General features: G+C 73.5%; 16 protein-coding genes. 9 read left to right on the plus strand and 7 right to left on the minus strand.

Features of this window, described 5'->3' with window-relative positions:
* The first annotated feature begins 24 nt into the window (after positions 1-24).
* From BCAV_RS22935 to BCAV_RS06670, 4 genes are all read left to right on the plus strand, one after another.
* Entirely contained in the window at positions 25-810 is a 786-nt protein-coding gene (locus BCAV_RS22935) for a hypothetical protein (RefSeq protein WP_187292854.1), read from the plus strand.
* On the plus strand, positions 780-1,253 hold the full coding sequence (locus BCAV_RS23605) for a trypsin-like serine protease (protein ID WP_187292855.1): 474 nt from the start codon (positions 780-782) through the stop codon (positions 1,251-1,253). Before BCAV_RS22935 ends, BCAV_RS23605 begins: the two co-directional genes overlap by 31 nt.
* A 218-nt stretch (positions 1,254-1,471) precedes the next feature.
* Complete coding sequence (locus BCAV_RS06665) at positions 1,472-3,148, plus strand: ABC-F family ATP-binding cassette domain-containing protein (protein WP_043346736.1); 1,677 nt, start codon at positions 1,472-1,474, stop codon at positions 3,146-3,148.
* A gap of 18 nt (positions 3,149-3,166) precedes the next feature.
* Positions 3,167-4,006: an alpha/beta fold hydrolase gene (locus BCAV_RS06670; protein WP_015881825.1), complete on the plus strand. Its 840-nt coding sequence runs from the start codon at positions 3,167-3,169 to the stop codon at positions 4,004-4,006.
* A gap of 6 nt (positions 4,007-4,012) precedes the next feature.
* Here BCAV_RS06670 and BCAV_RS06675 read toward each other — a convergent pair whose 3' ends face one another.
* Positions 4,013-4,774, minus strand: a complete 762-nt coding sequence (locus BCAV_RS06675) for a hypothetical protein (RefSeq protein WP_015881826.1) — start codon at positions 4,772-4,774, stop codon at positions 4,013-4,015.
* Complete coding sequence (locus BCAV_RS06680; protein ID WP_015881827.1) at positions 4,771-5,220, minus strand: hypothetical protein; 450 nt, start codon at positions 5,218-5,220, stop codon at positions 4,771-4,773. The genes BCAV_RS06675 and BCAV_RS06680 overlap by 4 nt, the downstream gene beginning before the upstream one ends.
* A 23-nt stretch (positions 5,221-5,243) precedes the next feature.
* On the opposite strand from BCAV_RS06680, the gene BCAV_RS06685 reads away from it, so the two are divergent.
* Entirely contained in the window at positions 5,244-5,771 is a 528-nt protein-coding gene (locus BCAV_RS06685; protein ID WP_015881828.1) for a GNAT family N-acetyltransferase, read from the plus strand.
* Between the two features lie 4 nt (positions 5,772-5,775).
* Here BCAV_RS06685 and BCAV_RS06690 read toward each other — a convergent pair whose 3' ends face one another.
* Complete coding sequence (locus BCAV_RS06690; RefSeq protein WP_015881829.1) at positions 5,776-7,635, minus strand: coiled-coil domain-containing protein; 1,860 nt, start codon at positions 7,633-7,635, stop codon at positions 5,776-5,778.
* Positions 7,636-7,905: 270 nt separating this feature from the next.
* Here BCAV_RS06690 and BCAV_RS06695 point away from each other — a divergent pair, with 270 nt between their 5' ends.
* The 3 genes from BCAV_RS06695 to BCAV_RS06705 all read left to right on the plus strand — a co-directional run bounded on the left by BCAV_RS06695 (position 7,906) and on the right by BCAV_RS06705 (position 11,388).
* Positions 7,906-9,390 (plus strand): hypothetical protein, encoded by a 1,485-nt coding sequence (locus tag BCAV_RS06695; protein WP_043346738.1) that lies wholly within the window; start codon positions 7,906-7,908, stop codon positions 9,388-9,390.
* Positions 9,387-10,391, plus strand: coding sequence for a DUF8094 domain-containing protein (locus BCAV_RS06700; protein ID WP_015881831.1), 1,005 nt, complete (start codon positions 9,387-9,389; stop codon positions 10,389-10,391). Before BCAV_RS06695 ends, BCAV_RS06700 begins: the two co-directional genes overlap by 4 nt.
* 61 nt (positions 10,392-10,452) lie before the next feature.
* Entirely contained in the window at positions 10,453-11,388 is a 936-nt protein-coding gene (locus BCAV_RS06705) for a tetratricopeptide repeat protein (RefSeq protein ID WP_015881832.1), read from the plus strand.
* 25 nt (positions 11,389-11,413) lie between these two features.
* Here BCAV_RS06705 and glgB read toward each other — a convergent pair whose 3' ends face one another.
* The 4 genes from glgB to BCAV_RS22490 all read right to left on the minus strand — a co-directional run bounded on the left by glgB (position 11,414) and on the right by BCAV_RS22490 (position 18,878).
* Complete coding sequence (glgB, locus tag BCAV_RS06710; protein ID WP_015881833.1) at positions 11,414-13,645, minus strand: 1,4-alpha-glucan branching protein GlgB; 2,232 nt, start codon at positions 13,643-13,645, stop codon at positions 11,414-11,416.
* Positions 13,646-13,730: 85 nt separating this feature from the next.
* Entirely contained in the window at positions 13,731-15,149 is a 1,419-nt protein-coding gene (locus tag BCAV_RS06715) for a maltokinase N-terminal cap-like domain-containing protein (RefSeq protein ID WP_015881834.1), read from the minus strand.
* Positions 15,142-16,845, minus strand: a complete 1,704-nt coding sequence (gene treS / locus BCAV_RS22485; RefSeq protein ID WP_015881835.1) for a maltose alpha-D-glucosyltransferase — start codon at positions 16,843-16,845, stop codon at positions 15,142-15,144. Before treS ends, BCAV_RS06715 begins: the two co-directional genes overlap by 8 nt.
* Positions 16,842-18,878 carry an alpha-1,4-glucan--maltose-1-phosphate maltosyltransferase gene (locus BCAV_RS22490; RefSeq protein WP_015881836.1) on the minus strand — a complete coding sequence of 679 codons (2,037 nt, stop codon included), beginning with the start codon at positions 18,876-18,878 and terminating at the stop codon, positions 16,842-16,844. The genes treS and BCAV_RS22490 overlap by 4 nt, the downstream gene beginning before the upstream one ends.
* Positions 18,879-18,996: 118 nt before the next feature.
* On the opposite strand from BCAV_RS22490, the gene glgP reads away from it, so the two are divergent.
* Positions 18,997-21,612, plus strand: a complete 2,616-nt coding sequence (gene glgP, locus BCAV_RS06730; RefSeq protein ID WP_015881837.1) for an alpha-glucan family phosphorylase — start codon at positions 18,997-18,999, stop codon at positions 21,610-21,612.
* Positions 21,613-21,834 lie beyond the last annotated feature (222 nt).

Here is a 21,834-nt window from a genome sequence, read left to right on the forward strand (position 1 = left end):
CCGACCCAGCAGGCACCAGGATCGGTGACTTCGCAGCAGGAGCTCGGTGGTGATGTCTCGCCTGTGACGCATCTGATGAATGCGGCCGGTGCGATGCGTGGGGCGCTCAACGAACTTGGCTACGCTGATGGTGCCCCCGGGGGGCCCATGATGATCGACGAGAGCGCGAACGAGGTCATTGTCGCTTGGGTGGAAGAGGCACCGGCCGACGTCAGCGATCGGCTCGCTGATATCGCGAACGAGTTTGGTGTTCGTGTTGAGATCGTACTCGTGCCGTTCAGCAACGTCGAGATGCTGCATGCGGCGGGGAAGCTCGCCGAGGCGCTGCGCGCTGAAGGGTTCGCGTCGGTTGTCGGCTTTGAATCTGGACTCCTGACCGTGTCGGGTGATGAAGCGTTCGTAACCGCCTCCACGAGGCGAGATGGCCGTCTCTCTGAGTTTCACGCCGTGGTCACGGAACTTCAATCGCGAGGCATGCTTGTGGAGGTTGACTGGACCCAGTCAACGACGGTCGAGCTTGCGGCTCGGAACGGCGACACCAACAACTTCCGTGGGGGCTCTCGGTATTTTACCCAACGTACGGACGGCCAGTACAATAGCTGCACGCAGGGCTTCCAGGCGCAGATCGGCACCACGATGCACGTACTGACCGCGGCACACTGCAGCCAGTTCCTGGACGGACGCCCCGTGCGAACGTCGACCTCTTCGGGGGAGTTGGTGGAGTTATCGGTACGTCCGACTTCGTATACGAACTCAACGACACTGGGTTTGCCTACGATTTGGGCCTGGTCCGACTCAGTTCAACGCTGACCAACCGTGCGCAGGTTTACGCCGACCCAATGGCCTCTCCGATCACCGTGACCGGATATGCGGACGAAATCATTCTGCCGGGGTCGGGACACTCTGGGGGAAACTATTGCTCATCAGGCGTCAGTACGCTAGCGAAATGCAATCTCTACGCATATCGTCAGGTCCAGGTGACTGCCAGCAATGCCCCGTACCCCATGGAGACCTTTTACGCGATCGAAATGACCGTACCGGGTGGTGGCACCGCGTTCTGCTCCGGGGACTCGGGAGGGCCTGTGTACTTTTACCCGCAGGGACTATCTACTCCCCGGGTCACTGCGGCGGGGATAATTAGTGGGATCCTTCCGTTTTCAGGGGGGTCATCGTGCGGAGGTACTGGATATATTTCCGTGGTCGCGGTCGCCGTGAATGAGGTGCCTGGGCTGCAGATTCGGTACGTCCCATGAGTTTCAGCCACCCGTGTCAATCTGGGATGAGTGCGAGAGTCTGAGGGCGTCGTCCACCGATGGCGAAGGGTGGCCCGATCACACGCGGATGGCCCCATCGGCACGCGGACGACGCGGTTGTCGGGTGATAGAAGGCGCGAGGGTGGCGCTGCTTGACCTGAACTTGGCCGGCGGGAATGGGCGTGACGCGGCGTGCCGCCGTGGGCGAGAGTGGGGTCATGGGCCATCTCGAGATCTCCGGCGTGGAGTACGCGCTCGCTGACGGCCGCCCCCTCCTCGGCGGGGTGAGCCTGCGCGTCGGGGAGGGCGCGAAGATGGCGCTCGTCGGCCCGAACGGGGCCGGCAAGACGACGCTCGTCCGACTCGTCGCGGGCGAGATCGACGCGGACTCCGGCGCGATCGTGCGATCCGGAGGTCTCGGCGTCATGCCGCAGTTCATCGGGTCCGTCCGGGACGACTCCACGGTGCGTGACCTGCTCGTCCGGGTCGCGCCCCCGCGGATCCGTGCCGCGGCCCTGGCCGTCGACGCCGCGGAGCTGGCGCTCATGGGCAGCGACGACGAGCGCACGCAGATGCGGTACGCGCAGGCGCTGGCCGACTGGGCCGACGCCGGCGGGTACGCGCAGGAGACGCTGTGGGACGTGTGCACGACGGCGGCGCTGCACCTGCCGTACGAGCGCGTCGAGCACCGCGCGGTGACCACGCTCTCCGGTGGGGAGCAGAAGCGGCTCGTGCTGGAGGCTCTGCTGCGCGGCCCGGACGAGGTCCTCCTGCTCGACGAGCCGGACAACTACCTCGACGTCCCGGCGAAGCGGTGGCTCGAGGACCAGCTCGTGACCTCGGACAAGACCGTCCTGTTCATTAGCCACGACCGCGAGCTGCTCGCCCGGGTCGCGACCCGGGTGGCGACTCTCGAGCCCGGCGCGGCGGGCGCGACGCTCTGGGTACATCCCGGAGGCTTCGGCACGTACTACGCCGCGCGCGAGCAGCGCAACGCCGACCTCGCCGAGCAGCGCCGTCGCTGGGACGAGGAGCACGCGAAGCTCAAGGCGCTCATGCTGCTGTACCGGCAGAAGGCCTCGTACAACTCCGACATGGCCGCGCGGTACCAGGCCGCCACGACACGGTTGCGCAAGTTCGAGGAGGCGGGGCCACCCGAGCTGGTCGCACACGAGCAGAACGTCCGGATGCGGCTGCGGGGCGGTCGGACGGCGAAGCGCGCCGTCATCGTGAGCTCGCTCGCGCTGACGGGGCTGACGACGGCGTTCGACGCCGAGATCTGGTACGGCGAACGGGTGGGTGTGCTCGGTGCGAACGGGTCGGGGAAGTCGCACTTCCTGCGCCTGCTCGCAGGGGGCGGGACTGCGCCCGACGTCGAGCACCGCCCGGTCGGCGACGTCGCGCCGGAGCCCGTGGCGCACACCGGCGCGGTGCGGCTCGGTTCGCGGGTGCGGCCGGGCTGGTTCGCGCAGACGCACAGTCATCCGGCGTTCGTCGGGCGCACGCTGCTGGAGATCCTGCACCGGGGAGACGCTCACCGGACCGGCCGCCCCCGGGACGAGGCGGCGCGGGTCCTCGACCGGTACGAGCTCGCCCGCGCCGGGGAGCAGACGTTCGACTCGCTCTCCGGGGGCCAGCAGGCTCGCTTCCAGATCCTCCTCCTCGAGCTGAGCGGCGCCACCCTCCTCCTGCTGGACGAGCCGACCGACAACCTCGACCTGCACTCGGCCGAGGCGCTCGAGACCGGCCTCGACGCGTTCGACGGCACGGTCGTCGCCGTCACGCACGACAGGTGGTTCGCGCGCACCCTCGACCGGTTCCTCGTGTTCGGCGAGGACGGAGGGGTGCACGCCTCGGACGAGCCGATCTGGGACCTGGCGCGCGCCGCTCGCTGAGTGCCTAGGCTGGGTGCGATGACCAGCGACACCGGCACGCTCGCCGTCCGGCGGTCCGGCCCGCGCCCTGACGAGGCCGGACCACCGCTCGTCCTGCTGCACGGGTTCCCGTTCGATGCCCGCATGTGGGACGCCGTCGTGGCCCACATCCCGCAGGTGCCGGTCCTGGCGCTGGACGCTCCCGGCTTCGGCGACTCCCCGTCGCCGCAGCACGTGGCCCGTGCGCTCGGGCGGGACGCCGCGCCCGCGCTGGAGCTCACCGCTGACGCGGTCGTGGCGACGCTCGACGCCGAAGGCGTGGCCCGCGCGGTCGTGGGGGGCCTGTCCATGGGCGGCTACGTCGCGCTCGCGATCGCGGAGCGGAACCGGTCCCGGCTGGCCGGGCTGGCCCTGCTCGACACCAAGGCCGGTGAGGACGGCGCCGCGGCTCGCGAGAACCGCCTCCGCATGGCCGCCGCTGCCGAGGGCGACGCCGGCGCGAGCGCCGTCGCCGGCATGGTCGAGGCGCTGCTGGGGGAGACCACGCGCGCCGAGGCGCCCGACGTCGTCGCCACCCTGCGCACCTGGCTCGCCGCGGCGCCGCCGGCGGGCATCGCCTGGGCGCAGCGGGCGATGGCGGCGCGGCCCGACCGGCATCACGCGCTCGTCGACCTCGAGGTTCCCGCCCTCGTGCTGCGTGGCGTCGAGGACACCGTGGCCACGCAGGAGGATGCGGAGTCCATGGCGCGCGCCCTCTCGGGGCGGTCGGCGGGGGCGGCCGAGCTCGTCGTGGTGCCGCGAGCCGGCCACATGACGGCGCTCGAGGCGTCGGGGGCGACGGCGTCGGCGCTCGCCGCGTTCTGGCGCCGCTGCTCCTGAGGTCGGCTACGTCTCGTCGGTGCGGCGACGGTCGCGTCGCCGGCGCAGCTCGCGCAGGCGCCTCCGCCGCTGCGACGGCGTGAGCTCGGACATGGTGGTGCCGGTCGGACCGAACCGGCGGACCCACGCCCGCCGCCCGAGGACCACCGAGGCCGCGACGCAGGCGCCGGCGACGACCGCGAGCGCCGCCCGGACGCCGGCCGGCACGTCCTGCGCCAGCACGACCCAGGCGAGGACCCAGGCCAGGCCCGCCAGCAGCATCGGGGAGACCATCGCGCCGTCGGGTCGCCAGCCGCACGCGTAGAACCGCATGAGCAGCGCCGTCGTCCTCGTCGCGCGGACGGGCTGCAACGACATCGCGACGCCGCCCTCGTTCGTCGTGCGCGACAGCCGCTCCCGGGCGTACCCCGGGCGCAGGGCCCGCCCGGCGTACATCAGGCTCAGCGCCGCGAGCGGCCACGACGCGCATGGCAGGACCCACAGCACGACCGGCCCCCACACCAGCGTCAGCAGCGGGACGAGGAGCACCAGCGCGGCACCGAAGCCGATCCACTCCGCCGGGTTCGCCGGGGCCGGGAACGTCTGGCCGATCTCGAGCGCCGGGATCACCTCACCGAGGCCGGTCGTCCCGGCGAGGGCGACGACGACGAGCAGACCGGGGCCGAGGGCGAGCACGACGCACCCGATCGCCGCCCACACGCCGGCCACGAGGAGATACCCGAACGGACGCAACGCCAGGGCGACGGGTCCCGGTACGTCGTCGCTCACGCGAGCAGGCGAGCGAGGGCGTCGCGCAGGTCGATCGACTCCCCGTCCTTGCCGCCCGCGCCCAGCACCAGGGGCGGCGCGCTCGGGCGCAGGCGGACGCCGCGTACCCGGTCGACGAGGCTCAGCGGCGCCGTGAGCACGTAGAACGCGCCGTCGGTCCCCACCCCGGCGGTCCGGTCGGCGCGCAGGTACCACCCCTCGACGTCCGAGGAGGCCCGGCCGCGGCCACCGTAGCCGCGTACCTCGAGACGCTGCGGCGCGAGGCCGGCGGCGCGGGCGTCGTCGACGAACTGCGCGAGCATCGCGCCCGCCCTGTCGGACTCCGCCGCCTGCCGGGCCCGGAGGCGGCGCTCGTGCTCCGCTGCCGCCTCGCGTCGGCCCGACGCCCAGTCGCTGGGGTCGGCACCCGACGCCGCGGCACCGGCGGGGCCGGGGGAGTGACTCACCGGGCCACCCTACGCTTGACGCCGTGACCGATCCCGCGACCTCCGCCCGCCCGGCCAGCGCGCCCGCCACCATCCGCCCGGCGACGATCGACGACGCCGCAGCGCTGGCCGCGATGCACGACGCCGCGTGGCGCGAGACGTATGCCGGGCTGATGTCGCCGTCGGCGATGGCCGCGAAGGCGGAGTACAACGACCGCCGCTGGCCGCAGCGACTCGCTGATCCCCGCGGTCCTCAGCACTGGCTCGCCGAGCGGGACGGCGCCGTCGTCGCGTTCGCCTGGGCCGTCGCCGCGGGGCCGCCGGTAGGCGACGACCCGCCGCCGCGGCCGCTCGAGCTCGTCGGGATCTACGTCCTCGCTCGCGAGCAGGGCACCGGCACCGGGCAGCGGCTCCTCGACGTCACGATCGGTGACGCGCCCTGCTTCCTCTGGGTCGCCGAGGCGAACGCGCGGGCGCGCCGGTTCTACGAGCGCAACGCGTTCGTGCTCGACGGCGCCCGCCGCACCGTCCCGTCCTGGGACGCGATCGAGATCGTGCGGATGGTGCGCTGAGCGCTCAGCCGCGCAGTCCGCTGGCCGCCGTCGGGCGCGACGTGACGTCCGACTCGTCCTGCCTGGCGTCGGACGGCGTGGCGTCGGGCGGCGTCGCGGCCTCGGCGTCGTCGGCCTGCGGCGCGCCGTCGGGGTCCTCCTCGGGCTCCTCGACGGCCTGCTCCACGAACGCCGCCTCGGCCTCGGCCGCCCGCTCCAGCGTCCCCCGGTCGGGGACCGGGTTGGCGCCGAGCAGGCCACGCAGCTCGTCGAGGTACGTGGTGATCGACTCGCGCTGGCGGTTGAGGTCCTCGACCTGCCGCTGGGCCGTGGTGCGCTCGCGCTCCGCCTCGCTGATCGCGTCGGTGAGCGTCTGCTCCGCGTGCTCCCGGGCGTCGGCGACCACGCGGTCGGCGTTCCGGCGGGCGTTCGCGAGCAGCTCCTTGGCCTGCTCGTCCGCCTCGGCGCGGACCTGGTCGGCCTTCTCGAGCGCCTTCGCGACCCGCTCCTCGGCGTCGTTCGCGTGCGCCTCGGCGTCGGCGACCATCTTGTCGGTCGTCTCCTTCGCCCGCGCGTGCATCTGGGTGTTCGACCGCTCCGCGGACTCGCGCCGACCGGCGATCTCGACGTCCGCCTCGGCGCGCAGCTCCGCGACGGCGGCACGCTCCGCCTCCGCGTCGGCCTGCGCGGTGCGGACGAGCTCGGCAGCCTCGCTGCGCGACTCGGTGAGCGTGGTCTCGGCCTCGATCCGGGCGGCCTCCCGCGCCTGCGTGGTCTCCCGCTCGGTCTCGGTCCGCAGCGCGGTGACCTCGCGATCGGCGGTGGCGCTCAGCTCGGCAGCCTCGCGCTCGGCGGCGCCGCGCAGCTCCGCGACCTCCCGCGACGCAGCGGCGCGCACCTGGGCGGCCTCACGGTCGGCGGTCGAGCGCACCTCGGCGGCGTAGTTGTCGGCAGCGGTGCGGGTCTGCTCCGCGTACGCGTCGGCGGCCGTCCGCTGCGCGGCGACCTCGTCGGCGGTCCGCGAGCGCCGGTCGGTGACCTCCTCCTCCACCTCGGCGCGGAGCTCGGCGACCTCGCGCTCCGCGGTCGCGCGGAGCGAGTCGACGTACTCCTGGGTGGTGGCCCGCAGCTCGTCCGTCTCCACGGCGGCCAGCTGACGCTGGGCACTCGTCTCGGCGTCGGCCGTGCGGCGCAGCTGCGTGGCGTAGGCGTCGGCCTCGGCCCGCTGCGTGGCGGTCTCCTGCTCCGTGCGGGTGCGCAGCTCTCGGGAGTCCGCCTCGGTCCGGACCCGCAGCTCCGTCGTCTCCCGCTCGGTCGCCGCGGTGAGCGAGCTGACCTCGCGCTCGAGGGTCGCGCGGCGCTCGCTCTCCTCGGTCGTGATCGCGCTCGAGATGTGCTGCGCCTCGCGCTCGGCGGAGGAGACGAGCTCCTCGGCACGACGCTGCGCCGAGTAGAGGATGTTCTCGGCCTCGCCGCTCGCCTCGCTGCGCTGCTCCTCGGCCTCCCGCCGCGCGTTGGCGAGCAGCTCCGCGACCTCGTTCTCGGCCCGGGCGCGCAGCTGGCCCGCAGCCAGGTTGGCCCGCGCCGTGATGTCACCGGCCTGAGTGTTCGCCTGCGACACGACATCGGAGCTCTGCTCCTCGGCCGAGCGGAGCAGCTGCTCGATGCGCGATCCGAGGCCCGAGTAGGTCGGGCGCTCCGCCTCGCGAAGCTGGCGGTGCGCCTCCGTGAGCTCCCCGGCCAGGCGCATCGTCTCGGCGTCGGACGTCTCGACCTGTCGCCGGATGTCCTCGAGCGCGCGCTCGAGGTCGACGATGCGCTGGTCGACCTGGGCACGGTCGTACCCGCGCATGGCGATCGGGAAGGGCGTGCGTTCGTCGGCCACGGTCGTTCCTCCGGTGGATGTCGTGCTCACGTGGCTCTCGGCGTCGCCTGCGTGAGAAGTCGCGGCGAAGGAGCCCGGGCACCAGAGTAGGCCCCCGGACCCGCGGTTCGGCACCCCTGGGATGCCGAGGCTCGCCCCCGGGAAACTGGCCGATGCGAGCGCCCCGGCGGCACTCACGTATCCTGGATCGCCGCAGAGCGCGCCGGAAGGCATGCCTGCGGGTGCTGCACGGACATGGACGGACGACAGGACGGCGAGGTGAGGCGAGGCGTGGTCAAGCGCATTCTGGCGATCGTGCTGATCGTCCTCGGGCTCGCAGTAGCGGCCGGCGGAGTGCTCTCCGCCACCCAGTGGCGGACCTCCGACACGGTGACCGCCCAGCTCCCGGAGACCCCCGAGGCGCCAGTGCTCGTCGTCGAGCCCGGCGTCCTCGACGTCGTCGACCCACAGGTCACCATCCACGCCACGGCCGCCGATCCCGAGGCCCGCGTGGTGCTCGTCATCGCGCGCGATGACGACGTCGCGGCCTGGGTCGGCGACGCCTCTCACGTCTCCGTGACCGGGCTCTCCGACTGGACGACCCTCGCTGCCACGACCGTGGAGGGCGAGGAGCAGGAGGTGCCCGATCCGGCGGTGTCGGACATGTGGTACCTCGTCGAGGAGGGGACCGGCGAGGCCACGATCACCTGGGAGGTCCCGGAGGGCCGTTGGGTGCTCCTGGCTGCGACGGACGGCACGGCGCCGGCGCCCGCGATCGACCTCACGTGGCCGCAGGAGGTCGCAACCCCGTACCTGATCCCGGCCCTCGCCGCCGGCGGCGCACTCGTGCTCATCGGGTTGGCGTGGCTGGTCTTCCTGCTGCTCCGGGGGCGCGCACGGCGCCGGACGCCCGCGTCGCCGGAACCCGCCAGCACGCTCGTCGCGACCCTTCCTGTGCCCGGCAGCGCCGAGGGCGACGGGTCCGAGGGCACGGCGCCCGGGCCCGCAGGCGTCGACGCCATGACGGACACGGCAGTCACGAGGCGCCAGCTCCGCGAGGAGGCGGCGCGCGTGGCGGCGGCCGAGGCCGCCAGCCGTCGCCGACGTGGCCGCCGCCGGGACCACGAGGAGCCGGCGGAAGACGCGACGACCGTCCTCCCGGCGACCCCGGACGCCATCGAGAGCCCGGACGCCACGACCGAGGCGCTCGACCTTGCGACGGCGGCCCCGGAGGCGGCTGACGCGCCGTCGGCGTACCCGGCGTGGTTGCAGGCCGGTGGCGCCGAGAGCCAGGCCGACGGTGAGAGCCCGGCCGACGCTCCCGTGGCCTTCGAGGCCCCCGAGGCGGAGCCCGCTGCCGAGCCCGGGTCGAGCGAAGAGGCGACCTCGTCCGACAAGCGGAGGGGACGGCGATCGTTCCTGCGGCGTCGCCCGAAGAACGACGCGACCGCCGCGGACGCCGAGGAGGACGAGGCCGGCACGTCTGGCCGTTCCTGGGACCCCGCCACGTGGGCCGCTCCGGCGATCGGTGCGGGCGCCGCGCCCGCCGCGCCCGCCGTTCCCGACTCCGTGACCGACGAGGCGCCGGCCCAGGACGACGCCGAGCCGGCCGCCGTGGACGCGCCGGGAGACGACGCGCTCGAGGAGAACGGGCGTGCCAGCGAGTGGCGCCGCGCCTGGGGACTGCGCGCGGGCAGCGAGAGCGGTGCCGAGACCGATGCCGGGGGCGCCCCGGAACGTGCCGACGACGAGCCGGACGAGGAGGGCACCCGATGAACCCGCGCGTGCGTCGCGGCCTCGCCGCCGCCCTGACGGCCGCCGCCCTTGCCCTGCTCGGTGCCTGCGCCCAGCCGGAACCCCCGGAGGTCGCGGCCGACCCGCCGCCGGAGCAGCCGTTGCCGGTCCTGACGGTGGACCAGCAGAACGCCGTGCTCGCGGCCGTCGGGGATGCGATGGCCACCGCCGACGCCTCCGCCGATGCTGACGCGCTGGCGCCTCGGGTCGCCGGCCCGGCCGCCGAGATGCGCGGGGCGTCGTACGCGCTGCAGAGCGCGTCCGACGGCGAGCTCGTGCCGCAGCCGTTCACGAGCGAGCAGCAGGTGACGGTGGTCGGCGCGACCGACGAGTGGCCGCGCGCGTTCATGGCGGTGACGGTCGAGCCCGAGGGCGGCACGGTTCCTCTCATCCTCAGCCTGCGCCAGAACGGTCCGCGCGATCCCTACGTGCTGCTCGGGTGGTCCCGCCTGCTCCCGGGCGTACAGACGCCGTCCGTCGCGGCGCCGACCATCGGCAGCGCGCAGCTGGGCGGTGACGCCGAGGGACTCGTGCTCACGCCGATCGAGACGCTCGAGCACTTCGCCGACCTGCTGTGGAACCCCGAGAGCGCCTACGCCGACGAGTTCGGTTCCGACCCCTACCGGCCGCTCATCCAGGACGAGCGCGACACGCTCGCCCAGAGCGTCGACGAGGCCGGCGAGGTGACGATGGGCGCGACAGCGGGCCTGCCGCTCGTCGCGTTCCAGACGGCGGACGGCGGGGCGATCACCATGGGCAGCGTCGAGTCCACGGTCGAGCTGACGAAGACCGTCGAGGGGTCGACCCTCAGCGTCGGCGGCGAGATCGCGTCGGCGCTCGGCGCGGACGAGGTCGAGGTCGCGAGCGCGCTGACGGCGACGTACCTGCAGAGCGTGACGTTCTACATCCCGCCGGCCGGCAGCGAGGACCCGGTGCAGCTCATCGGTGCCGAGCGCGTGCTGATGAGCGTGACCCAGGAGTAAGCCCGGCCTGCGCCCTGCGTGAGCCGAGACCCGACCGTACGAGCTCGTCCGAGGAGCCCCGATGAGTCAACCTCCCCAGATCAACCTGCGTGGCGCCGTCGACCTCTCCGGGCTGCGGGCGCCGCGCCCGGCGCCGGGTGCGGAGGGCGCCGACGCCGCGATCGCCGACGGCGGCGTGGTCGTCGAGGTGTCCGAGGCGACGTTCGGCGACCTGATCCAGCGGTCGACCGACGTGCCGGTGGTCGTCGACCTCTGGTCGGGTCGGGCCGAGGCGAGTGCGCAGCTCTCCGCGCTGCTGCGGCAGCTCGCGACGGCGTACGGCGGCCGCTTCCTGCTGGCGCGGGTCGAGGTGGACGCGAACCCTCAGATCGCGCAGGCGTTCCAGGTGCAGGCGATCCCCAGCGTGGTCGCCATCATCAAGGGGCAGCCCGTCCCGCTGTTCCAGGGCGCGTACCCGGAGGCGCAGGTGCGTCAGGTGCTCGACGAGCTGCTGCGGGTCGCGGCCGAGAACGGCGTGACCGGGCGGGTCGACGTCGGCGAGGAGCCGGCGGAGGAGGAGCCGGAGCCCGCGGAGCCGGAGCTTCCGCCGCTGCACGCCGCGGCGTACGACGCGATCGAACGCGGGGATCTCGACGCCGCGGCTCAGGCCTACCGCGACGCCCTCGCCGAGAACCCCGCGGACGCCGACGCCAAGGCAGGCCTCGGGCAGGTCGAGCTCATGGCCCGCGTGGGCGACGCCGACCCGGCGTCCGTGCTCGCGGCGGCCGACGCCGCACCGCCGACCGACGTCGACGCGCACCTGGCCGCCGCGGACGTGGAGTTCGGGGCCGGGCGGGCCGAGGCCGCGTTCGACCGGCTGATCGCCGTCGTGCGGGCGACGTCGGAGGCGGACCGGGACCGAGCGCGGACCCGGCTCCTCGACCTCTTCGCGCTGACGGATCCGGCGGCGCCGGAGCTCCAGCGGGCGCGGCGCGCGCTCGCCTCCGCGCTGTTCTGAGGACGGCTCGCGGCCTCGCCCGACGTCAGGGCGCGGGCGCCAGCCAGAGCGCGCCGAGCGGGGGGACCCGCAGGAGGGCCGAGTGCTCCCGCCCGTGGTACGGCCCGGCGTCGGCGCGCACCTTCCCCAGGTTCCCGACGCCGGATCCGCCGTACTCGGCGGCGTCGGTGTTGACGAGCTCCACCCAGTCGCCCCCGTGGGGGAGCGGGACGCGGTAGTCCTCGTGCGGCGTGCCCGCGAAGTTCACGATCACGACGACGGTGTCGGCGCCGTCGTCGTCCGTGGCGGCGGCCGTCCGCTGGTAGACCAGCACGTTGTGGTCGCCGTCGCTCGCCTCGAGCCACGCGAAGCCGTGCGGGGTGAAGTCCTGCCGCCACAGCGCGGGGCGGGCCGCGTACACGGCGTTGAGCCGGCGGACGAGCTCCGCGACGCCCCGATGACCGGCGTCGTCGAGATGCCACCAGTCCAGGCTGCGGGACTCCGCCCACTCGCTGACCTGCGCGAACTCGCCGCCCATGAACAGCAGCTGCTTGCCGGGGTGCGACCACTGGTAGGCGAACAGGGCCCGGACGCCCGCGAGCCGCTGCCAGTCGTCGCCCGGCATCTTGCCGTAGAGGGAGCCCTTGCCGTGGACGACCTCGTCGTGGCTGAGCGGGAGCACGAACTGCTCCGAGAACGCGTACACGAGCGAGAACGTCAGCTCGCCGTGGTGGTAGCGCCGGTTGATCGGCTCCTGGGCGAGGTAGGTGAGCGCGTCGTGCATCCAGCCCATGTTCCACTTGAGGCCGAACCCCAGGCCGCCCGCCGAGGTCGGTGTCGTGACGCCTGGGAACGCCGTCGACTCCTCGGCGATCATCACGATCCCGGGGGCGGTGCGGTACGCCGTCGCGTTCGTCTCCTGGAGGAACGCGATCGCCTCGAGGTTCTCCCGGCCGCCGCGCACGTTGGGCCGCCACTCGCCGGGCTTGCGTGAGTAGTCGAGGTAGAGCATCGCGGCCACGGCGTCGACGCGGAGCCCGTCGACGTGGAACTCCGTGAGCCAGTACAGCGCGTTGGCGACGAGGAAGTTGCGCACCTCGCGCCGGCCGAAGTTGAAGACGTACGTGCCCCAGTCCGGCTGCTCGCCGCGGAGCGGGTCGGGGTCCTCGTACAGGGACGTGCCGTCGAAGCGGGCGAGCGCCCAGTCGTCCTTGGGGAAGTGTGCCGGCACCCAGTCGAGGATGACGCCGATGCCCGCCGCGTGGAGCCGGTCGATGAGGTAGCGGAGGTCGTCGGGGTCGCCGAACCTCGCGGTCGGCGCGTAGTACGACGTGACCTGGTACCCCCACGACCCGCCGAACGGGTGCTCCATCACCGGGAGCAGCTCGACGTGCGTGAACCCCAGCCACGTCACGTACTCGACGAGCTGCTCGGCGAGCTCGCGGTAGTCGAGCCCCTGCTTCCACGAGCCGAGGTGGACCTCGTAGACGCTCATCGGGCCGGTGTGCGCGTCGGCGGCGGCTCGGCCCTCGAGCCAGTCGTCGTCGGACCAGGTGTACGACGACTCGGTGACGACCGACGCCGTCTCCGGCGGGACCTGGGTGGCGCGGGCGAGCGGGTCCGCCTTCTGGTGCCAGGTGCCGGCACCGGTCAGGATCTCGAACTTGTACCTCGCGCCCGCCCCGACACCGGGCAGGAACACCTCCCACACGCCCGAGGCCCCGAGCGAACGCATCGAGGAGCCGGTGCCGTCCCAGCCGTTGAAGTCGCCGACGACGCGGACGGCGCGGGCGTTCGGCGCCCACACGGCGAACGACGTCCCGCGGACCTCGCCCCGCACCGAGTCGAAGCGCTGGACGTGCGCACCTAGCGCCTCCCAGAGGCGTTCGTGCCTGCCCTCGCCGATGAGGTGCAGGTCCACGTCGCCGAGCGTGGGGAGGAAGCGGTACGGGTCGTCGACGACCTGCGTCGCCTCCCCGTAGGTGACCTCCACGCGGTAGTCGGGAACCGCCTCGCCGTCGGGCGCGGTGAAGGCCGCGACCCAGACGCCCTCGAGCTCGTGCCGGGCCGGGTGGCGCTCGTCACCCACGAGGACCGCCACGTCGTCGGCCAGCGGGCGGCGGGTCCGGACGGTCACGACGGTCTGGGTGCCGTCCGACGACGGCGCCAGGTGGGCGCCGAGCACGTCGTGGGGTGTCGGCGACTCGCCGCGGGCGACGGCGCGCAGCCTGCTGGGCTCGACCGGGGCGGGGGACGGGGTCGCCGGCTCCGTGCTCATGGCCCTACCCAACCACTGCGAGCGCGAGCGTGCGCCCGGGGTCGGGCGTGGGCTGCGGGGGCGCTCGGCACGTCGGGAGGCGTGGTCAGGCGAGGAGGCGCTCGATCGCGGCGCGGGGGATCCAGGCCCAGTCGGGGCGGTGCCGCAGCTCGTACGTCAGCTCGTACACGGCCTTGTCGAGCTCCAGCGCGCCGAGCAGCGTCTGGGCGGCGGCGAGATCGAGACCGCTCGCGCTCCGGTAGCCGTCGAGGAACGCCGCGCGGGCCGCCGACGCCCAGGTGTCCTCGGGTGCCTCAGCCGCGGCGTAGTCGAACGACCGGAGCATCCCGGCGACGTCCCGCAGCGCCAGGTCCGGCCGTGCGCGCTCGGCGAGCGGCCGCAGCGGTTCGCCCTCGAAGTCGACGGCGACCCAGGTCCCGGCGGCGCTCCCGTCGGGAGCCGTGGCACGGAGCACCTGGCCGAGGTGGAGGTCGCCGTGGACCCGCTGCAGGTCCGGCCACGGCGCCGCGGCGAATGCCGCCAGCCGCGCCTCGATCGCGCCGCGCCGGGAGGCGAGAGGGGGGTCCGCGGCGACCGCCTCGGCGAGCCGGTCCCGCATGGACGTGGCGACCCACGCCCGGGCGGCGTCGTCGGTCGGCGTGACGCCGAGAGCGCGCGCCAGGTCGGCGTGCAGGCCGGCCGTCATGGTCCCGAGGTCGCGCGCCTGCTGGGTGAAATCGTCGCCGGCCCTCGCCGCCCGGAGCGCGAGGGTCCACGCGTCCTGCGCTCCCGGCACGAACTCCTGGGCGACGGCGAGGTCGCCCCGCACCTCGTCGCCCGTCGACGCGTCCGTCCACGGCCCGTCGACGTAGCCGACCACGGGCGGGACGTGCGGCGAGGACTGCGCGGTGAGCGCGGCGGTCACGCCGACGTCGGGGTTCTCGCCGGCGGCCAACGTGCGGAACAGCTTGACGACGACGGCGCTCGACCGGGCGTCGTCGTCGTCCGTGATCTCGCAGACGACGGACGTGTTGGACTGCTCGCCCGTGAGCACCCGGCTGCTCGCGAGGTCCAGGGCCCCCGCCGTGACGGCGTGCCCCTGGAACCGGGGGTCGGGCGTGTCGCTGAGGCTCTGCGCCTGCGCGCCGACGCGGCCCGCCAGGAGCGCGAGCAGCTGCGCGACGTACACGGGGTCGTGCGGGGCGTCGTAGACGTACCGCGTGCCCAGCACGCCGTGCTCGGACGTCCCGACGAGCGCGTGCTCGGCGCCGGGGAGCGGGGAGTCGCGATACGTGAGGGGCACCTGGTACGTGACGGACGGGCCGCCGTCGGCCGCCGCGGCGTCGTCGCTCACCACGAGGATCTCGACGCCGACGCGCCCGGCCGGGTCGTCCAGCCGGAAGCCGCCGCGCCGCGTCAGCACGGGTGGGACGCCGGCGGAGCGGTACCAGCGTTGGCGCGGCAGCCAGGCGGTGAGCAGCTCGACCTTCGACGGCGTGAGCGTGGTCCGGTGGATCTCAGCCATGCACGGCCTCCAGCTGGAGCCAGAAGAAGTCCCGCGACCCGAGGGTGATCACCACGGCACCCACCCCCGCGTGCTCGGCGTCGTCGGGGTCGCCGTCGAGCGGGACGACGGGCGGGAACGCGGCGCCGCCGAACACGTCGGTCAGCCGCGCGTGGGGCACTCCCGGCACGCGGATGACGGCGGAGCGGGGCGTGTTCGCGAGGTTCGCGACACACAGCACGGTCTCGCTCTCGTCGCGGCGCAGAAACGCGAGGACGGCGTCGTTGTCGCTGGCGAGCGCCTCGTGGTCGCCGCGCCCGAACACCGGGTGCCGCCGACGGACCTCGAGCATGCCCCGGAGCCAGTGCAGGAGCGACGTCGACTGGGCCGTCAGCGCTTCGACGTTGACGGCGGCGTAGTGGTGGACGAGCGACTGGACGAGCGGCAGGTGGACCTTCCCGGGGTCAGCGGTCGAGAAGCCGGCGTTGCGGTCCGGCGTCCACTGCATCGGGGTGCGCACGCCGTCGCGGTCGGGCAGCCAGATGTTGTCGCCCATGCCGATCTCGTCGCCGTAGTACAGGAACGGGCTGCCCGGCAGCGAGAGCAGCAGCGCGTGCGCCAGCTCGATCTCGGCGCGCGAGTTGCCGAGCAGCGGTGCGAGCCGCCGGCGGATCCCCACGTTCGCGCGCATCCGCGGGTCCTCCGCGTACCAGCCGTACATCGCGGCGCGTTCCTCGGTCGACACCATCTCGAGCGTGAGCTCGTCGTGGTTGCGCAGGAACGTGCCCCACTGGGCGCCGTCGGGGACGTCCGGCGTGTCGGCGAGGATGTCGACGATGCTCGTCGCGCGCTGGTCGCGCAGCGCGTAGAAGATCCGCGGCATCACCGGGAAGTGGAAGCACATGTGGCACTCCGGCGCCTCGGGCGTGCCGTAGTACTCGACGACCTCACCCGGCCACTGGTTCGCCTCCGCGACCAGCAGCGTGCCGGGCGCCTCGGCGTCGACCATCGCCCGCAGCTCGGCGAGGAACGCGTGCGTGGCCGGCAGGTTCTCGCAGTTCGTGCCCTCCTCCTCGAAGAGGTACGGGACGGCGTCGAGGCGGAACCCGTCGACGCCCGTCCCGAGCCAGAACCGGACGACGTCGAACATCGCCTCCTTGACCTTCGGGTTGGCGAAGTTGAGGTCCGGCTGGTGCGAGAAGAACCGGTGCCAGAAGTACTCCCGGCGCACCGGGTCGAACGTCCAGTTCGACGTCTCCGTGTCGACGAAGATGATCCGCGCGTCGGGGTAGCCGGTGTTGTCCTGTCGCCACACGTAGAAGTCGCCGTACGGGCCGTCGGGGTGCGAGCGGGAGGCCTGGAACCACGGGTGCGCGTCGCTCGTGTGGTTCATGACGAGGTCGACGACGACGCGCATGCCCCGGGCGTGGACCTCCGCCACGAGGTCGCGGACGTCCTCGAGCGTGCCGTACTCCGGCGCGACGGCCGTGTAGTCGGCGACGTCGTAGCCCCCGTCGCGCAGCGGCGACGGGTAGAACGGGGGCAGCCACAGGCAGTCGACCCCGAGCCACTCGAGGTGGTCGAGCCGGCTCGAGAGGCCGCGCAGGTCGCCCGCGCCCGAGGCGTTCGAGTCCGAGAACGAGCGCAGCAGCACCTCGTAGAAGACAGCCGTCCGGTACCAGTCGCCGTCCGTGCGGCCGTCGGGAGCGGACGTCACGCGGGCCTCACGTGCAGGACGTGGGCGCACGCGACGCGCGGGTCGAGCCGCACGAACGCCTCCGCGCCCCACACGTAGGTGGCGTCGGACAGCTCGTCGTGCACGGCGAACCGGCCGCCGTCCCGGCCCGGTTCGCTCCCGAGCCCGAGGGCGGCCACGTCCAGATACACCATGGACTCCCGCGTCGTGTACGGGTCGAGGTTGACGACGACGACCACCGTGTCGGCGCGACCGGTGGGCGAGTGCGCGGCGTCGAGATGGCGACTGAACGCGAGCGTCGCGTCGTCGCTCGTCGGATGGATCGTGAGGTTCCGCAGGCGCTGCAGCGCCGGGTGGTCGCGGCGGATCCGGTTGAGCATCGTGATGAGGCGGGCGATCCCGAGGCTCTCGGCGCGCTCCCAGTCCCGGGGCCGGTACTCGTACTTCTCGTTGTCGATCTGCTCCTGCGCGTCGGGCCGGGCGACGGACTCGGCGAGCTCGTACCCGGAGTAGATGCCCCACGTCGGTGCACCGGTCGCGGCGAGGACGGCCCGGATCGCGAACGCCGTCACGCCGCCGGACTGCATGAACGGCGTGAGGATGTCGTGCGTCGTCGGCCACAGGCTGGGGCGGAGCACGTCGGACGTCGTGTGCGACAGCTCGGTCAGGTAGTCCGCCAGCTCGGACTTGGAGTGTCGCCAGGTGAAGTACGTGTACGACTGGTGGAACCCGATCGTGGCGAGCGTGCGCATCATCGCCGGCCGGGTGAACGCCTCGGAGAGGAACAGCACGTCGGGCCGCTCGCGCCGGACCTCGGCCAACAAGCGCTCCCAGAACGGGAGCGGCTTTGTGTGCGGGTTGTCGACCCGGAACGCCGTGACGCCGTGGTCCATCCACACGCGCAGGACCGCGAGGACGGCGTCGTAGATCCCCTCCGGGTCGTTGTCGAAGTTCAGCGGGTAGATGTCCTGGTACTTCTTCGGCGGGTTCTCGGCGTAGGCGATGGAGCCGTCGGCACGCGTCGTGAACCACTCGGGGTGCGCCGTCACCCACGGGTGGTCGGGCGACGCCTGCAGTGCGAGGTCGAGGGCCACCTCGAGGCCGCACCCCCGCGCCGTCGTCACGAAGTGGTCGAAGTCGTCGAACGAACCCAGGTCCGGGTGGATCGCGTCGTGGCCGCCCTCGGGAGCGCCGATGCCGTAGGGCGAGCCGGGGTCGCCCGGCAGCGCCTCGAGGGTGTTGTTGCGGCCCTTCCGGTTCGTCGTGCCGATCGGGTGGACGGGCGTGAGGTAGACGACGTCGAAGCCCATCTCCGCGATCGCGGGCAGCCGCTGCGCCGCGGTGCGCAGCGTCCCGGAGGTCCACCGGCCGCTCGCCTCGTCGCGCACCGCGCCCTCGGAGCGGGGGAACATCTCGTACCACGCCCCGTACAGGGCGCGCTCGCGGTGCACGACGAGCGGGTAGGTGGCGCTCGCGCTCACGAACTCGCGCACCGGGTGCTCGGCGAGCGCGGCCTCGACCTCCGGCGACAGCCCGGCGGCGAGCCGGGCGAGCGGTGGCCGGCTCTCGTCGCGCAGGCCCTGGACGGCGTCGCGCAGGGCTCGCGCCACCGGCCGGGGGAGGCCGCGGCGCGCGGCCGCCCGCTCCAGCAGGAGCGCGCCCTCGGTGAGCATGAGCTCGGTGTCGACGTCGGCGCGAACCTTGACGCCGGCGTCGTGGCTCCACGTCCCGTACGGGTCCGACCAGCCCTCGACGCGAAAGCCCCAGTCGCCCTCGGCGTCCGGGACCAGCAGCACCTCGTACCGGTCGTTCCCGGGGGAGACGTCGCGCATCCGCGCGCTCGCGTGGTCGCTGCCGTCGGGGGCGACGAGCACGGCGGTGGCGGCGACGGCGTCGTGCCCCTCCCGGAACACGGTGGCGCCGATCGGCACGGCCTCGCCGACCACCGCCTTCGCCGGCCATCGCCCACCCTCGACCACGGGGCTCACGCCGATCACGGGGATGCGGCCGATCGGTGCGGGCGGCGCCGGGGTCGGTTGCTGAGTCACGCTCACACGTCGAACCTAGACGGAGGCCACCGGCCGGGCAGCGCGAACTGTTCATCGGCGAGCCGCCGCCCGGGTTGCGCAAAGCGTCGCAACTGTTGCAGGTCGCGGGCTAGACTCGCTCGGCGTGAGAGCCTTCCGCCGATTCACCGTCCGCACCGTGCTCCCCGAACCCCTCGCCCCGCTCGACGAGCTGGCCCGCAACCTGCGCTGGTCCTGGCACGCGCCGACCCGCGAGCTCTTCGCCTCGATCGACCCCCAGGCGTGGGCGGCGGTCCGCTCGGACCCCGTGGCGCTGCTGGGTGCCGTGAGCCCGGAGCGCCTCGCCGCGCTCGCTGCCGACCCCGACGTCGTCGCGCGCGTCCACGCGGCCGCCGACGACCTCCGCGCCTATCTCACGATGCCGCGCTGGTACCAGTCGCTGGCGCCCGAGGGTGCGGACGGGAGCTCGGGAGCCGACCGCGGCGACGGGCCTCCGAGGGCCATCGCATACTTCTCCGCCGAGTTCGGCATCACCGCGGTCCTGCCTCAGTACTCGGGCGGCCTCGGGATCCTGGCCGGCGACCACCTCAAGAGCGCCTCCGACCTCGGCGTGCCGATCGTCGGCGTCGGCCTCCTGTACGGCGCCGGCTACTTCAAGCAGTCGCTCACCCGGGACGGCTGGCAGCACGAGACGTACCCGGTCCTCGACCCGGACAACCTGCCGCTCACCGCTCTGCGTGAGGACGACGGCACGCTGGCCACGATCGAGGTCCCCCTGCCGGGCGGCCGCACGCTGCGCGCCCAGGTGTGGCGGGCCGACGTCGGCCGGGTGCCGCTGCTCCTGCTCGACTCGAACGTCGCGGGGAACGACGACGCCGCTCGGCGCGTCACCGACCGGCTGTACGGCGGCACGTCCGAGCACCGGCTCCAGCAGGAGCTCCTGCTGGGCATCGGTGGCGTCCGGGCGCTGCGGCTCTTCTCGCGGCTGACCGGCGCGCCCGAGCCGGAGGTCTACCACGCCAACGAGGGGCACGCCGGATTCCTCGGCGTCGAGCGCATCCGCGAGATCGTCGAGCTGGAGGGCACGTCGTTCGCCGCGGCGCGCGAGGCGGTGCGCGCCGGGACCGTCTTCACCACGCACACGCCCGTGCCGGCGGGGATCGACCGGTTCGGCGTCGACCTCGTGCGCTCCTACCTCGGCGGGGCCTCGGAGCTGCCGGGGGTCCCGGTGGACGAGGTGCTCGCCCTCGGCGCGGAGGACTACGACGGCGGCGACCCGACGGTCTTCAACATGGCGGTGATGGGGCTGCGGCTCGCGAAGCGCGCCAACGGCGTCTCGCTTCTGCACGGCGCCGTGAGCCGCGAGATGTTCTCGGTGCTGTGGCCGGGCTTCGACGCGGCCGAGGTGCCGATCGCGTCGGTGACGAACGGCGTGCACGGCCCGACGTGGACCGACCCGGAGTTCGCCGGCGCGGCGCAGGAGCAGTTCGGCGCTGACGCGGCCTCGGGTGCGGGGTGGCTGCGCGGCGAGGACGCCGGCGGCGTCTCGGACGGGCGGCTGTGGTCCGAGCGCGGCCGGATGCGCGCGCGCCTCGTGCACGACGCGCGGGAGCGGGTGCGCAGGTCCTGGAGCGACAGGGGAGCGTCGCCCGCCGAGCTCGGCTGGGTGGACGACGTCCTCGACCCCGACGTGCTGACGATCGGGTTCGCGCGGCGCGTGCCGACGTACAAGCGCCTCACGCTCATGCTGCGCGACCCGGAGCGGCTGACCCGGCTCCTGCTGGACCCGGACCGTCCGATCCAGATCGTGGTGGCCGGCAAGTCGCACCCCGCCGACGAGCAGGGCGTGGGCCTCATCCAGAAGTTCGTGCAGTTCGCCGACGACGAGCGAGTCCGGGAGCGCATCGTCTTCCTCCCGAACTACGACATCGCGATGGCCCAGGTGCTCATGCCGGGGTGCGACGTGTGGCTCAACAACCCGCTGCGTCCGCTCGAGGCCTCCGGCACGTCCGGGATGAAGTGCGCGCTCAACGGGGCGCTCAACCTGTCGATCCTGGACGGCTGGTGGGACGAGTGGTTCGACGGGCAGAACGGCTGGGCGATCCCGACGGCGGACGGCGTCGAGGACCCGGAGCGGCGGGACGACCTCGAGGCGGCAGCGCTGTACGAGCTGCTCGAGGGCACGGTCGTGCCCCGGTTCTACGACCGCGACGCGGACGGGTTGCCGCGCCACTGGCTCGAGATGGTGCGGCACACGCTCGCGACGCTCGGGCCCAAGGTGCAGGCCACCCGCATGGTGGCCGACTACGTGGAGCAGCTGTACGCGCCGACGGCGCTCGACGCGAGGGCGATGGACGGGACCGGTCACGCCGGCGCCGTGGCGCTCGCCGCGTGGAAGGAGCGGGTGCGTGCCGGGTGGCCGGCTGTCCGGGTCGACCACGTGGAGACCGAGGGGGCGGACCAGGCACCTCGCGTGGGCGACGCCGTGACCGTGCGGGCGTTCGTGTCGCTGGGCGACCTCGCGCCGAGCGACGTCGACGTGCAGGTGACGTACGGACGCGTGGGCGAGAACGACGAGCTCACCTCGTTCGGGACGCTCTCCCTCGCGCACACCGAGTCCTACGAGGCGGGGCGGCACCAGTTCTCGGCGACCGTCGCGCTCGAGCGGCCGGGGGCGTTCGGGTACGGGGTGCGTGTGGTGCCGCGGCACGAGGGGCTCGCCGGGGCGACCGAACTGGGGCTCGTCGTCAACGCCGCCTGACGCCGGCCCCTCCCGCTGCCAGCCCCCTTCCCGCTGCCAGCCCTTAGCCCCCCCGCCCCGCCTCCTGCCCTTCGCCACCCCCCGCCCCCGCCCCGCCTCGCGAGTCAGACCCCAGCGGTCGAGTCAGACCCTCCGGAGGGACTGACTCAACCGCTGGGGTCTGACTCGCGGGGGGTCGCCGCAGTCGACGACTTGTCCCCAGTGGCACGGGCGAATGAACCT

Origin of the sequence: Beutenbergia cavernae DSM 12333 (assembly GCF_000023105.1) — a bacterium.
GTDB classification, from domain to species: Bacteria; Actinomycetota; Actinomycetes; order Actinomycetales; family Beutenbergiaceae; genus Beutenbergia; species Beutenbergia cavernae.

Excerpts from the sequence above, each read along its gene's own strand:
- BCAV_RS06705 (WP_015881832.1), top strand. The coding sequence starts at position 10,453 with ATGAGTCAACCTCCCCAGATCAACCTGCGTGGCGCCGTCGACCTCTCC.
- BCAV_RS06715 (WP_015881834.1), bottom strand. The coding sequence starts at position 15,149 with ATGGCTGAGATCCACCGGACCACGCTCACGCCGTCGAAGGTCGAGCTG.
- BCAV_RS06670 (WP_015881825.1), top strand. The coding sequence starts at position 3,167 with ATGACCAGCGACACCGGCACGCTCGCCGTCCGGCGGTCCGGCCCGCGC.
- glgB (WP_015881833.1), bottom strand. The coding sequence starts at position 13,645 with ATGAGCACGGAGCCGGCGACCCCGTCCCCCGCCCCGGTCGAGCCCAGC.
- BCAV_RS06665 (WP_043346736.1), top strand. The coding sequence starts at position 1,472 with ATGGGCCATCTCGAGATCTCCGGCGTGGAGTACGCGCTCGCTGACGGC.
- BCAV_RS06700 (WP_015881831.1), top strand. The coding sequence starts at position 9,387 with ATGAACCCGCGCGTGCGTCGCGGCCTCGCCGCCGCCCTGACGGCCGCC.